Origin of the sequence: Pelagicoccus sp. SDUM812003, assembly GCF_031127815.1 — a bacterium.
In the GTDB taxonomy this organism is placed as follows: Bacteria; Verrucomicrobiota; Verrucomicrobiia; order Opitutales; family Opitutaceae; genus Pelagicoccus.
In genome coordinates this window covers 159,233-172,082 of the sequence record NZ_JARXHY010000010.1, presented here as the reverse complement: position 1 = coordinate 172,082, position 12,850 = coordinate 159,233, and the positions used below count along the sequence as shown (strand labels likewise).

The window sequence follows — 12,850 nt, the reverse complement described above, 5'->3', positions numbered from 1 at the left end:
CCTATCGTTTAGGACCAAGAACCGAAAGTCACACCATGGCAGGACACAGCAAATGGGCCAATACCAAGCACCGCAAGGCAGCCGTCGACGCTAAGCGAGGCAAGATCTTCAGCCGTCTCTCCAAGGACATCACCATGGCCGCCAAAGACGGCGGCGGCGACCCCGACACCAACGCCAAGCTTCGCACCGTGCTGCTCAAAGCGCGCGACGCCAACATGCCAGCGGACAATATCGATCGGGCCATCAAAAAAGGCACCGGCGAGCTTCCCGGCGTGGTCTACGAGGAGTTCGTCTACGAAGGCTACGCTCCGCACGGCATCGCGGTGGTGGTGGAGGTGACCACGGACAACAAGAACCGAGCCGCTTCGGAAATCCGCTCCACCTTCACCAAGCGCGGAGGCAACCTGGCGGGAGCCGGAGCCGTGGCCTTCATGTTCAACCGATGCGGCCAGTTCCTCATCGCCAAGGATCAGATCGACGAGGAAAAGCTCATGGACGTGGCCCTCGAAGCAGGAGCCGAAGACATAAAAACCGAAGAGGAAGGCTACGAGGTGCTGGCTCCCATCACCGAATACGACGCGGTCAGCCAAGCCCTCTCCGACGCCGGCATCGAAGTGGCCAGCTCGGAACTGGCCTACCTGCCGGAAACCCTCACCCCAATCGGCGACGCCGCCCAAGCCAAACAGGTCATGGCCCTGATCGACGCCCTCGACGACCTGGACGACGTGCAAAACGTCTTCCACAACGCCGACATCGCCGACGGTCTTCTCGAGGACTAGCAGGACGGGCACGCAAGACAAACCGCAACCCCCGCGAACCAGACTTTCGCCAAAAAGGCCGTCCCAAATCAGGACGGCCTTTTTCTATAAATACTTCTCTCGCAAACGGCTCCGCGATTCATCGAAACGCGTCTCCACCGCGATGAATCCCTACTCGCCCCCGCGATGCTCCTCTAGCAAGCGAACGACTTCGTCGAAAATCTCCGCGGGCACCGTGTTGTCTCGAATGAGCGAATAGGCTTCCTCGGAAGCCGTTTCCCAGGCCTCCTCCACCTTCTCGGAGGATTCCACGACCTTGAGCCCCCACTTCTCCTGCATCACCTTGACCGCTTGCTCGTTCTCCTCGCGTCCGGCCAGGGTCATCTCGCGGCAAACGTCTTCCGCCACCCGCTTCATGGCTTCCTGATCCTCAGGATCGATGCGGCTCCACGCCTGCTCCGATACCACGATGGCTCCGATGATGGGAGTGTACTTGATATTCAGCATGTTCGGGGCGGGCTTGTAGGTCTGCGTGGCCAAAGCGAAAAAGGGCGGCAGCGGCACGATATCGATGAGGCCGGTCTGCAAGCTCGATGTCACTTCGGTGGCGTCGATGGGTACGGGGCGAAAGCCCATGTTTTTGAGCAAATCGGTCTGCTTGGTGTCACCCGCCCAGGTGTACAGCTTGCCCTTTTTCATGTCCTCAGGCGTCACCAGCTTGTTCTTGCTGAAAATGCGCACCCAACCGGAGTCCATCCAGCCGAGCACCACGAAGCCTTTGTCACGAATACGCTTTTCCAACATCGGACCGAGCTTGTCCATCACGTACTCCAGCTCCTCGTAGCTGTGAAACATCAAGGGCACCTGCTGCAATCCAGCCACCGCCGGATCGATCTCCGCCAAGCCCACTCCGGATATCAAGGCAGCCTGCGTCTGGTTGACCCGCATGCGGTCGATCATAGCCGTCTCGCCACCCTGCACGCCACCAGCGAAAATGATCAAGTCCACCTCGCCCCGCGTTTCCTTCTTCCACTCCTGGCCCATGCGGCGCAAGGACTTGTCGAAGGACGAGTCCTTGGGAGCCAAGGTCGTCAGGCGAAGCCGCTGCTTTCGCGCCTCCGCGTCTGGGGCCGCAGAAAATACCGCAGCCATCACTGCGAACAAAGCGAGAATTCGAATCGGTTTTGAAACAAGCATCATGATTTTCGAGAGGGTTTTGCAGGCTCGTCGAACGAGTCAGACCTCCATAAGACGTACCAAGCGCCTAGGAGCTTCAATGTTTTATACAAGTTCGCCGCCCAATCGTTTCATTCGGAAGCCAGAAATCTCCCCGCTCGATTCGGATTTCGCTCGCGGAGCCAAAGTCCTACGGACAGAGCCGTCCCGCTTCCAAGATCGGATCTACAGGAAATACCATTCCAAGCGATTGAGCAGCCACTCCGCCCGTCGCTGGTAGATCAAGTTGCTCAGGCGCGTCGAAGGGTGCTGGTCCACATCGATCTCCAAGGCTTGGTTGAGCAGCGACACAAAAAGTTCCTTGTTCTGCGTTTCCACTGCAACCGCTTCCGCATAAGCGACATACACCGAAGCAAGCTGGCCGTCCGAAAGCTCCAGCGCCCGGTGGTAGTAGCGAGTCGCGTTCTCGATAGGATCGCCCTCCGCATTCATGCGGCTTACCTCGTAGGTCACGAAAAAGGTCTGAATCGCTCCATCGTCGAAGTCCGGATCCAGCTCGAGAGCCCGCTCCATCATCGCTTCCACATAGGCCAGATCGCCCACCAAATCCATGTTGTCGAGCGAGAGGGAAATCGCTCCCGCCCAAGCCAAGCCTGTCCAGTACAACAGCTCCACCTCGTCCGGCCGCAGTCTGCCAAGCGCCGCCTCCTCATCCTCTCGGAGCTGATCGGAAAATCCCGCATGGCGAACATCCAAACCACGCATGCCATAGCCCATCGCCCGCTCGTAGAGCTTGATCGCCCGCTCCCGCAGCTCTACCGCTCGATCGTAATCCTCGTCCTCGATCTCATCCGCATCGAGCTGCACCCAACCATAGGCGTACTGGGTGAACCCGCTGGTCAGCGACGTCAGCAATCCCACATGCTCCGGCGTCTCCGCCAGCACGCTCTCCATCAGCTTCAAGCTGAACGGCAACGCGTCGCCCACCAGCTCCGGATCGTTGTCCGAGGCGAACACATCGCCGCCTCCCGACAAAGCATCTCCCAACTGGTTGACAGCTAGTTTCTTAACCGAGCAACCATTCACGATCAAGGAACTGAGCAAGCACGCGACGCCGATGGACCAAGTGGATTTCATAGAAGCGACCACCCTAGTCCGCACCGCACCCTTTTCAAGCCTGCTCGCGGACTCCTCACCGCCTGCAACTGTTTTTTGCCACGTTGCAAAAATCAGTTGCTACAAACTGTTCCCTCGTTTCTCCGTGGAGCCTTTCGCTCAGGTCGTTGCGTTGGGCGAGATAGAACAGGGCATCGCGCCACGAAAAAGGCCCGCTCCGCGAAAAACGGAACGGGCCTGAGAAAATCGTATTCAGGCCGGAGCCGGGACGAGCTACATTTCGTAGCCTTGCTCGTCGTGCTCGCTGAGGTCGAGCCCCTTCAGTTCGCTGTCGTTGTCGACCCGCAGTCCGATCGCCTTGTCGATGAGGAAAAAGAGGATGAGCGAGACCACGCCGCTCCATACGATGGTAATCACCACGCTGACGAATTGTCCCCAGACCTGGGCGAGCATGGTGATGCCCTCGCCATATCCGGTGCCGCCAAACGATTCCGAAGCGACCACTCCGGTCAGGATGGCGCCCACGATTCCGCCGATGCCATGCACGCCGAACACGTCCAAGCTGTCGTCGATCTTGAGAGCGAATTTCAGCTTAACCGCCACCAGATAGCAGCACACCGAAGAAGCGGCCCCGATCAGGATGGCGCCCATCGGTCCCGCGTTTCCGGACGCTGGCGTGATCGCGACCAAACCCGCCACGGCGCCAGTAGCGATGCCGAGCACCGAGGCCTTTCCGTGCTTGAGCCATTCGATGAGCATCCAAACCACAGCCGAAGTGGCGCAGGCGATCTGGGTGACGAGCATCGCCATGCCAGCGGTTCCGTCAGCGGCCACGGCGCTGCCCGCGTTGAAGCCGAACCAGCCTACCCAGAGCATGGAGGCGCCGACTACGGTGAGCGGTAGGCTGTGCGGTTTGATTGGCTCCGCGAACGCCCCCTTGCGGCGGCCAACCATCAAACAGCCGACCAAACCAGCCATAGCGGCGTTGATGTGCACCACCGTGCCACCAGCGAAATCCATGACGCTCCAGTTGTGAAAGAATCCGTGCTCCGACCACGCCATGTGCCAAATCGGGATGTAGGAAAGCACGAACCAACCGATGCTGAACAGCATCACCGCGGAAAACTTGATGCGCTCCGCGAACGCTCCCACGATCAGAGCGGGTGTGATGATGGCAAAGGTCATTTGAAAGGTCACGAAAACGCTTTCGGGAATGGTGCCGGACAGGGAATCCACCGTCAGGTGCTTGAGGAACGCGAACTCCAAACCGCCTATGAACGGACCGGTACCCGTCACCGCCAAGCTGTATCCAAAGATCACCCACAACAGCGACATCACCGCGCATATCGCGAAGCATTGCATCAGGATGGAGAGCACGTTCTTGGCACGCACCAAACCGCCGTAAAACAGGGACAGTCCAGGCAGCGTCATGAAGAGGACCAGAGCGGTAGCGACGATCATCCATGCAGTGTCGCCGGCATTGAGGGAAGCCTGCTCCTGGGCATGAACCAGGCTAGGCAAAGCGAGCGCGACCACAGTCGCGGCAAAAGCGCTGAAGCGTTTCATAAGACGGGAAGGGGGAAGAGGTTAACGAAGAAGTGAGCCTTCCCACAAAAACCTCCCAGCCCGCCTCGCGGCAACGCTAAAATGTAAGCGGATCGTAAAGAAGAACGCCCGTTCCTAGAAGTCGCTCAGCACGATCATCTGGCTGGGCTTCGCCGGGTCGTCGCTTTCCTCCTCAGTGACGAAAAAGCTCAGATTTCCCACGTCCACATCCTTGGGCAAACTCGACAGATCGAAGAAAAACAGCCCCCGCGACTCGTCGCCAATCGGCAGGGCTCCCGCCCGTATCGGCTTGGACTCGGGGCTGGTCTTGGCCCAGACGTGATAGGACTTGCCCGCCGTCTCGTTGGGCATGTTCTCCACCGCGATGAAACCGAGCTTGTAGGTACGATCGAAGACGGTGAATCCGCCCGAAATCGGCGCGATCTCCGTGGCGGAGTCAGCCAGCAGCTGGTCGCTCGGCACTCCCTCGCGGGCGAACCAATACGCCTCGGCGATTCCCACCAACTCGAGCATGCGGTCTTCGATTCCGATGTCTTCCGACGGCGTCTCCACCGCCATCAGCTTCGGGTTCGCCAGATTGTTGAGCACGATGTCGGAACGCAAGTCGGCGCCCCCGTTTCCAAATCGCAAGACGCTGAAGACCAAGGCCACGCAAGCCGCAGCCGCCCAACCTCCCCAGTTGAGGAAGGGGACCACACGGCGAACTGGGGCCTCAGGACGAAGCTCCTTCTCCGAAGGCGCCTTTCTCGTCCGGTCCGAGTCGATCTCCGACATGATCCTGGAGTAGCTCTGAAACGGCGGCTCCACGGGCTCGCACTCCCTCACCCACTCCTCCTGCAAGCGCTGGTTCTCGTGGATCAACCGCTGCAGCTCGCGATCCTCGGACGCCTCCTTCTCGAAGGCTTCCGTTTCGTCTTCGGGCAAAGACCCCAAAGCGTAGAGCAAGGCGTATTCCTCTCGTTGTTCCCTATTCATTGTTCGCAGCCATCATGGTTTTAAGTTTCTGCATGCCCCGGCGCATGGCGGTTTTCACCGTGCCTAGCGGCATGTCGAGTTCGTCTGAAATTTCCTGTTGCGTGAGCCCCTTGTCCATGGACAGCTCCAAGCTCAAGCGCTGCGACTCAGGCAGCTTCTCGAGCAAGCTTCGCAAGATGCCGATCTCGTCCTTCACCGCCACGTGATCGGACGGGTCCCGATCGTCCTGCCGATGCTCCTCCGCTGGCTTGTAGGCCATGGGGTCGTCGGTGACGGTGACCGGCTTGGACGCCCTCAATCGATCGATGCAAAGGCGTTTCGTCACCAGCACCGACCAGCTGAATGGGCGCGAGAGCTTCGGGTCGTAGCGATGAGCGGTCTTCCAGATCTTCACGAAGACATCCTGCAGTACCTCCTCCGCTAGACCATGGTCCCGCAGAAATTTGAAAATGTAGGAGAACAAGGGACGCGAATAACGGGCGTACAGCTGGTCGAAGGCATCGCGCTCCCTATTCGCGATCCGTCTGATCAACTCTGCTTCGAAACTTGCGTCGTCCATCGATACACCGGGTTTCATTCAGCGAAACGGGCTTCCTACTGCTGTCCGACAGCCTGGTCGGCCTCCGCGTCCACCACCTCGGCTTCATCATCGAGTGCGGCCGCCAAACGTTGCCCTAGCTCGAACACCATTTCCTCCAACGCCTTGCGCAACACGTCCTTGTACACCCGCTCGTCAGCCATCAAACTCGACCCTCCCCGATGATAGAACATGCCCAGCTTGTTCCGATCGTACTCCCGGCGCAGACTGGCGCTGAACTGCACCTCGATCTGGCTCAGCCCGTAGTCGCCCCACTTCATGATCGTCATGTGCAAGCTCGGCTGATCCGGCGGCAAACGGTTTCCGCTGAAACGCATGATCTTGTACTGCATGGGAAAATCCGCCTCCTCGAAAACCTCCTCCAGCGTATTGCGAATCCGACGAAAGCGATCGTTGCGGCCGATATTGCCCATGCGAACGCTGTCGATCACCTGGATGTAGAGAGTGTCCGCAGGATTCAGCTCGATGGTCGGCGCCTCCCGCTTCGGTTTGCCGAAGGAGGCGCTCGCCAGGCAAAGCAAGCAGGTGATTAGCAATATGATCTTCATTTCAGCGAAAACGAGCAGAGCAGCTCGGTTTTCCGAGAGCGCTTCTCATTGAACAGGTTCGCGCGTCGCCGTTCGTTCGGATTCAACTATCGAAAAACGAGCGTGCCAGCCCGCGCTTTGAGCGAGTCATAGACCTGACGGTCGATGGGGGAATGCGGTTTCGCCACCAAAGCGCCAGAGAGCGTCCCGGCGGCGGACGACACTCAAATGCCATCTGGAAAGCCCTCCCTGTCAACCCAAACCAGCCTTTGCTCGCCCCCGCTTCAGCCTCGACACCGGTCAGGCGACTCGCAAAGTCTCCCTCCGTGAACGCGACCGAACACGATCTCCAGCTCCAGGACTCCGGCGAAGTCGGACTCGTCGAGCCGGTGGACTTCCACCACCCGCATCCCTACGAATTCATCAGCGGCCGCTCCATCCCCGAGTTCACCCTGCGCTACGAGACCTACGGACGGCTCAACGCGGACAAGAACAACGCCATTCTCATCGCTCACGCCCTCACCGGCGACCACCACTGCGCCGGCGTGCACAGCTTCAAGGACCGCAAGCCGGGCTGGTGGAACAACATGATCGGCCCCGGCAAGCCCATCGACACCGAGCGCTTCTTCGTCATCTGCATCAACTGCATCGGCGGCTGCCAAGGCTCCACCGGGCCCAAATCCATCAACCCGGAAACCGGCAAGCCCTACAACCTCACCTTCCCCTTCGTCACCATCACCGATATGGTGCGCACGCAGAAGCTGCTGCTGGACAGCCTGGGCGTTACCCAGCTCCATGCCATCGTCGGCGGCTCCATGGGCGGCATGCAGACCTTGCAGTGGGCCATCGAATATCCCGACTACGTGCAGCGCATCCTGCCCATGGCCACCACCTGGCGGCAAAACTCCCAGGCCATCGCCTTCGACGAAGTCGGGCGCCAGGCCATCATGCAGGATCCGGAGTGGAAGGAAGGAAACTACGAACCGGACGGCGGACCGGCCGTCGGTCTGGCCATCGCTCGCATGATGGCCCACATCACCTACCTCTCGGATAAGAGCCTCGATCGCAAGTTCGGCCGACGCCGCCAAGAAGGCTACGACAGCAAGTACAGCTTCGACATCGAATTCGAAGTGGAGAGCTACCTGCGCTACCAAGGGGCCAGCTTCACCAACCGTTTCGACGCCAACACCTATCTCTACTTCACCAGAGCCCTCGGCTACTTCGACCTCGCCGGCGACTACGGCTCGCTCGACGCCGCCGTCGCCAACATGAAATGCCGAGCCCTGCTGGTCGGCTTCACCTCTGACTGGCTCTTCCCGCCCGCCCAGAACCGCGACGTCGCCCTAGCCATGCTCCGCCAAGGCAAGGAGGCCTCCTACGTGCAGATCGACACCGACCTCGGCCACGACTCCTTCCTCGTCGACTCGCCCGAGCTGTTCGAGCTCACCCGCGACTTTCTCGAATAGCAGCAGCCCCTCGCAGGGCGGGGCGCCGACCCGCCATTTCCTCTGCCACCCAGCCGCGTCTCCGCGGATCGCCTACCCTCGTAGCCGCGATCCTGCGATCGCCCTCACCCTTCTCAAAAGCAACTGATCGAAAGCTCCACTGACCGAGCCCGCTTGGGACGCCTCAGGTACCGCACCGACTTTCCCATCTCGCCGCCCACCCCGCGAGCGATTCCCTCGAGAAAGGAACAGCAGCGGCGCGCCCCTTCGCACTGCAAGCGAATCGACTCCTCACGCCGACTTAAAAGCGTCACCTTGAATTCCGACATTCCAGGCACCGGCGCTTCCGACAAAACACTCTCGCCGACCACGATGGCCTCGAAATACCCCAAAACCTCTTCGGACCAACGCGAGAGAAACCGTCCACTACGAGCGTTTTCCTCAAACCATAGCTCGCCCGCCTGGCGCATCAGCTCCTCCGTATCCGTTCCCACCGCCTGGGCAAGCGACCAAAGAGCGAGATCGAAATCCGCCTCGCTGCTCTCGCTCGCGAAACGATCCCTGGCCTCCCCCAACAGGTCAGAGGCTCCGGCCCTCTCGAAGCGGCGCGAAAGCAGATCCAGAAAAGCGAATTCGGTTCCATCGATCATAACTAGGCAAAGCTGACAACTCACTGAGCCGCGAACTCTACCCCGATGACGGAAATCCGCTACACCGAATCCGGCCGAAATGGAATTTTAAAACGGTATTCACAAATCGCCTACGCCGAAGCCTGACCCGACGCTTCGCTTTTCGCCGCCTTCAATCGACCTTCGGAAAGCGCATACAAGGCGTAGCCACAAAACAAGTTAGGCAGAACGCGAACCGGCGTGCGCCAGTTTCCCGCTAGGCAGAGCCTTCGCTCCACCCGGACACCCCGCTCGTCGCAAAACCGATCGAACTGCCCGACCGAAAGCGGGTTGCTAGGGCGATTGTCCCACCAACGCGTCGGGTACACCTCGTTGCGAATTCGATGCCCCTTGAGCAGCATGCTCACCCGATTTCTCCAGTAGGCGAAGTTCACGAATCCCACCAGCATCTGGTCCGAAACCCGCAACGCTTCGCGAATCACCGTGGCAGGCTGCTTGAGCTCCTGCAAGGTGCGCGAACACACCACATAATCGAAATGCTTGTCGGGAAACGCTCTCATGAAATCCATCATGTCGCCCATGTACACGCTCAAGCCACGCTTCACGCAGGCCCGGACCTTGTCGGAGTCCAGGTCGACTCCCACCGCTTCCACCCCGAGCTTGGATTTCAGATAGTCCAACAGCACGCCGCGGCCACAGCCCAGATCCAGCACGCGCGAACCGGGTTTCACCCAATCCCGCATCACCTGCATGTCGACTGTTCGCTTGTCCTTCATAGCACCTCTCAAATGAGATCGCCTACCAAAGGCCGCAAGTCCTTCGTGTACAAGTTAGAAACGATAGCGAATCCGAGCCGCCTCGTCATAGCCGCCAGCGCCCGAGCCGTCGTCCGACAAACTGCCAGTCAACCCATCGGGCTCAAAGCATCGGGAAGCCGACTTCGCTCACCCCCCTCAATTCAGCGGCGCCCCCTGAGACGAGCGAAAACAGCGGTTCCGAAAAACAAAGCTCCCGCCAGCCCATAAGTGCCATGCAAACTGGCGATCGCCAGCTGATCGATCCACGAAAAAATGGATCCGAAAACTGAACCCGCTTTCACCGTCTCGGAAACCGGTTCCCAAGACCCTCCCACCGCGGTGGCCACGGCAAAAAGCGCAAAAACTAGTGTGAGAAACTTCATGACGAGCTGAATTGGATAAAACGATTCCGGAACGGACGAACAGATGGACTTCATCCGCCTATTGGTCTCAATTCTTAAAAAAACTGTAAGCAGACCCAATGCCCCGCTCATGCCATGCCCGTACGTATTATCAACTCTAATCGTGAAATTAGCTAAATTGTCGCAAATTCGCCCCTAGACGAAGACCCTAGTCCCAGTTTCAGAACGCATCTGTTGATTTTTGAGCGATTTGCAGATTGAAAGCCCTTCGCAGCTCTCACATGGCAAGCGGGTATCCCAAACCATGAAACCCGGATCATCATCAAAACGCAGCCGTCCCGTCCGCCTCGCCTACGATATCCTCAAGCTGTCCGCCGGTGGACTCAACGGCGGCATCAAGCCCCACCATTTCGCGTTCCTGCGCCATTTCTCGGAACACCATCAGAGAGATCTGGAGCTGCACGTCTTCTGCCAGTCCGAGCTGGTGCCGGAACTGAGCTTCCTCTCCGCGAATCCATGTAACCAGATCCACGTGCTCGGCTCCCGCCACGACTTCGACTTCCGCAAGAGCGACGGCTCTCTCCCTCCACTCCACTTCTGGCCCCATCTCGACGGCGGCTTCCTGGAAAAATGGGGCATCGACGCGCTCTATGGGGGCTTCGGCGACTCGCGCTTGGCCTCGCCAACAACCCCGCAGATCAGCCTTCTCGTCGACGTCCTCCACCGCGACCGTCCTGACGATCTACCTCCACACGTGGCCAAGCAGCGTGACATCGACTACCGAAACGCCATCGCTCAGTCCGACCTCATTCAAACGAACTCCCAGTTCTGCATCGACAGCCTGCATCGCCATTTCGAAATCCCGAAAGAAAGGCTGTTCTCCATATACCTCCCCCTCAACCACCGCTTCGACAACGTTGAGATAGGCTCACTCCCTTCAAGCCTCAGCAACCTGCCACACCGATTCTTCCTCTACCCTGCCAACTACTGGCCCCACAAAAACCACCTTCGCCTGCTCGAAGCCTACGCCGCATACCGAAAAGCCTGCCCGGAGACGCCCCACGCCCTCGCCCTCACAGGCAACCCCGGGGAAACAGAAAGCCAGATCCGCGTCCTAGCCCAAAAACTCGGAATCGAGAGCCATGTCCATTTCCTCGGACACAGCGACCTGCCCGCCTTCATCGCCCTCTATGAACTCTCCGCCGCCGTCATATTCCCAAGCCTCTACGAAGGCTTCGGCATCCCCATCCTCGAAGCCTGCCACTTCCAAAAGCCGCTGGCCTGCAGCGCCATCGCCAGCCTTCCCGAAATCGCCCCACCCCAAGCCCTGCTTTTCGACCCCCAAAACACCCAGGAAATCGCCCAAGCCCTGCTCGCCCTCCACCAAGATCCCGACCAATACCGCCCCACCCCAGACCACCTAAAAACCTTCCACTTCCCCACCGAAGCCGAGAAACTCAAAATCCGCATCCTCCAAGTTGCATCCGCCGTCCCGACAGCAAAAACGACTTAGAGAAAGACGGTTCTCTATTCAGCGTCCGTCAAACGCCACCAGACACGCTTCGCAAACCCCAACCAAGTCTCTCTTTTCAAGCGACTTAGCGAAAACTCGTCATCCAGCCAAGGAGCGTACCAATCGAGATTTCTCATCTCTCCCCACATCGACTTCAGGACCACTTTCCAAGGGGCATGCTTGGCGATCACCCAAAATCGATTCCGCGTCGAATGAAACACCTGGAAAGCCGACTGCACCCCCGCCGTCCCAGATCTCTTGTGGTAGACCACACTCTTCGGCTCATAGATAATTCGATATCCTCTAGCACGCGCTTTCCGGCAAAAATCGACATCTTCGTAGTAGGCGAAAAACGCTGGATCAAACGGCAACTCACCACTAAACGAAGACTTTCTCACGAGTATTGAACAGGCACTCGCTGCTTCAAGCTCCCTTGGTTCATCAAAACGCCCATTGTCCAGCTCGTAGAGACCAGTCTCCTCAACGAGCCAGTTCTCAGATATCGAGCATCCAGCACTATTCACCAAATAGCCGCTTTCCGAATTCTCAGCTGTAATTTCTACGACTTCGTTCGATCGACCCTTCGCCTTCACGAAAGTACGCTTACCTGATTTGGTTGCGAAACAAACGAACTTTCCATCGTGTTGTTCTGGCGCCCAAAACTCAACCCGATAAGCGCCATCATCCGACTCGAACAATGCGATCTCCGATTTTTCTTTGGTCCAAATCCAGTAATTCGCCGAGACCAGCTCGGGAAAGTGAACATTTTTCTGAAGGTGCAGCAGCAAAGAATAGCCTCCCAAGTTTAGCCTTATTCCCAACCTCCTTCGATCTTCTCCACTCCCCACCATCGACGGGATATAGGTGGGCGATGCTACGTCGAAAAATGCGCACCTTTTATCAAAAAGAATCTTCGAAGCCACGATAGCATTCTCCCTGGATTCCTCAGCCCTCCGCACGAGCATCTCTAGCCACCTCTCGCCTAGAGTTGTATCGTTATTCAAAAAAGCCACGAATTCTCCCTCACTCTTCACCCAGCCCAAGTTACAACCTTGAGAGAACCCTATGTTCGTATCTGTCACTATCCTACGGATACTGAAACTATGCTGTTGCGAGCCGATTTCGACTCGTCCTCCATTTTCGACAAGGACTACTTCGAAGTCTTTGAAGCTCTGCGTTTCAAGTCCGTCAATCAGATCCGGCCAAAAATGAGACCCATTATGATCCACAACAACCACGGAAACGAGTGGACTTGTCTTCAAAATTCTCTGGATCATATGCGATCCAAACACATAGTTCGCCTTCCCTGTCAACAAAAGCAAATTTTCGGAGAAACGATTAAACCAAACATAGACAAGAGAACCAGGCTTCACTGTTTTCTTTTTCAA

The 12,850-nt window shown here is 58.1% G+C and carries 12 protein-coding genes; 3 read left to right on the top strand and 9 right to left on the bottom strand.

Annotation, left to right across the window (positions count from 1 at the left end; all coding sequences use genetic code 11):
* The first annotated feature begins 35 nt into the window (after positions 1–35).
* Positions 36–779 (top strand): YebC/PmpR family DNA-binding transcriptional regulator, encoded by a 744-nt coding sequence (locus tag QEH54_RS14640; RefSeq protein WP_309019444.1) that lies wholly within the window; start codon positions 36–38, stop codon positions 777–779.
* Positions 780–929: 150 nt separating this feature from the next.
* Here QEH54_RS14640 and dctP read toward each other — a convergent pair whose 3' ends face one another.
* The 6 genes from dctP to QEH54_RS14610 form a co-directional block, all read right to left on the bottom strand.
* Positions 930–1,958: a TRAP transporter substrate-binding protein DctP gene (gene dctP, locus QEH54_RS14635; RefSeq protein ID WP_309019443.1), complete on the bottom strand. Its 1,029-nt coding sequence runs from the start codon at positions 1,956–1,958 to the stop codon at positions 930–932.
* Positions 1,959–2,159: 201 nt separating this feature from the next.
* Complete coding sequence (locus QEH54_RS14630; protein ID WP_309019442.1) at positions 2,160–3,071, bottom strand: TRAP transporter TatT component family protein; 912 nt, start codon at positions 3,069–3,071, stop codon at positions 2,160–2,162.
* Between the two features lie 252 nt (positions 3,072–3,323).
* Positions 3,324–4,616 (bottom strand): ammonium transporter, encoded by a 1,293-nt coding sequence (locus tag QEH54_RS14625; protein ID WP_309019441.1) that lies wholly within the window; start codon positions 4,614–4,616, stop codon positions 3,324–3,326.
* Positions 4,617–4,730: 114 nt separating this feature from the next.
* Positions 4,731–5,591, bottom strand: a complete 861-nt coding sequence (locus tag QEH54_RS14620) for an anti-sigma factor (protein WP_309019440.1) — start codon at positions 5,589–5,591, stop codon at positions 4,731–4,733.
* Positions 5,584–6,168, bottom strand: coding sequence for a sigma-70 family RNA polymerase sigma factor (locus QEH54_RS14615; protein ID WP_309019439.1), 585 nt, complete (start codon positions 6,166–6,168; stop codon positions 5,584–5,586). Before QEH54_RS14615 ends, QEH54_RS14620 begins: the two co-directional genes overlap by 8 nt.
* 17 nt (positions 6,169–6,185) lie before the next feature.
* Positions 6,186–6,737: a hypothetical protein gene (locus QEH54_RS14610; RefSeq protein ID WP_309019438.1), complete on the bottom strand. Its 552-nt coding sequence runs from the start codon at positions 6,735–6,737 to the stop codon at positions 6,186–6,188.
* Between the two features lie 305 nt (positions 6,738–7,042).
* Here QEH54_RS14610 and QEH54_RS14605 point away from each other — a divergent pair, with 305 nt between their 5' ends.
* Positions 7,043–8,182, top strand: coding sequence for a homoserine O-acetyltransferase (locus QEH54_RS14605; RefSeq protein ID WP_309019437.1), 1,140 nt, complete (start codon positions 7,043–7,045; stop codon positions 8,180–8,182).
* 113 nt (positions 8,183–8,295) lie between these two features.
* On the opposite strand, the gene QEH54_RS14600 is transcribed toward QEH54_RS14605, so the two are convergent.
* Both QEH54_RS14600 and QEH54_RS14595 read right to left on the bottom strand, forming a co-directional pair.
* A complete protein-coding gene (locus tag QEH54_RS14600; protein WP_309019436.1) occupies positions 8,296–8,811 on the bottom strand; it encodes a hypothetical protein in 516 nt (171 codons plus the stop codon).
* 110 nt (positions 8,812–8,921) lie between these two features.
* Positions 8,922–9,566 (bottom strand): methionine biosynthesis protein MetW, encoded by a 645-nt coding sequence (locus QEH54_RS14595; protein WP_309019435.1) that lies wholly within the window; start codon positions 9,564–9,566, stop codon positions 8,922–8,924.
* Between the two features lie 687 nt (positions 9,567–10,253).
* On the opposite strand from QEH54_RS14595, the gene QEH54_RS14590 reads away from it, so the two are divergent.
* Positions 10,254–11,462: a glycosyltransferase family 1 protein gene (locus QEH54_RS14590; RefSeq protein WP_309019434.1), complete on the top strand. Its 1,209-nt coding sequence runs from the start codon at positions 10,254–10,256 to the stop codon at positions 11,460–11,462.
* 14 nt (positions 11,463–11,476) lie between these two features.
* Here the strand turns inward: QEH54_RS14590 and QEH54_RS14585 are convergent, their stop codons facing one another.
* Positions 11,477–12,850 (bottom strand): glycosyltransferase family 2 protein, encoded by a 1,374-nt coding sequence (locus tag QEH54_RS14585; RefSeq protein ID WP_309019433.1) that lies wholly within the window; start codon positions 12,848–12,850, stop codon positions 11,477–11,479.

Excerpts from the sequence above, each read along its gene's own strand:
- QEH54_RS14595 (WP_309019435.1), bottom strand. The coding sequence starts at position 9,566 with ATGAAGGACAAGCGAACAGTCGACATGCAGGTGATGCGGGATTGGGTG.
- QEH54_RS14610 (WP_309019438.1), bottom strand. The coding sequence starts at position 6,737 with ATGAAGATCATATTGCTAATCACCTGCTTGCTTTGCCTGGCGAGCGCC.
- QEH54_RS14590 (WP_309019434.1), top strand. The coding sequence starts at position 10,254 with ATGAAACCCGGATCATCATCAAAACGCAGCCGTCCCGTCCGCCTCGCC.
- dctP (WP_309019443.1), bottom strand. The coding sequence starts at position 1,958 with ATGATGCTTGTTTCAAAACCGATTCGAATTCTCGCTTTGTTCGCAGTG.
- QEH54_RS14630 (WP_309019442.1), bottom strand. The coding sequence starts at position 3,071 with ATGAAATCCACTTGGTCCATCGGCGTCGCGTGCTTGCTCAGTTCCTTG.
- QEH54_RS14640 (WP_309019444.1), top strand. The coding sequence starts at position 36 with ATGGCAGGACACAGCAAATGGGCCAATACCAAGCACCGCAAGGCAGCC.
- QEH54_RS14620 (WP_309019440.1), bottom strand. The coding sequence starts at position 5,591 with ATGAATAGGGAACAACGAGAGGAATACGCCTTGCTCTACGCTTTGGGG.
- QEH54_RS14600 (WP_309019436.1), bottom strand. The coding sequence starts at position 8,811 with ATGATCGATGGAACCGAATTCGCTTTTCTGGATCTGCTTTCGCGCCGC.
- QEH54_RS14625 (WP_309019441.1), bottom strand. The coding sequence starts at position 4,616 with ATGAAACGCTTCAGCGCTTTTGCCGCGACTGTGGTCGCGCTCGCTTTG.
- QEH54_RS14615 (WP_309019439.1), bottom strand. The coding sequence starts at position 6,168 with ATGAAACCCGGTGTATCGATGGACGACGCAAGTTTCGAAGCAGAGTTG.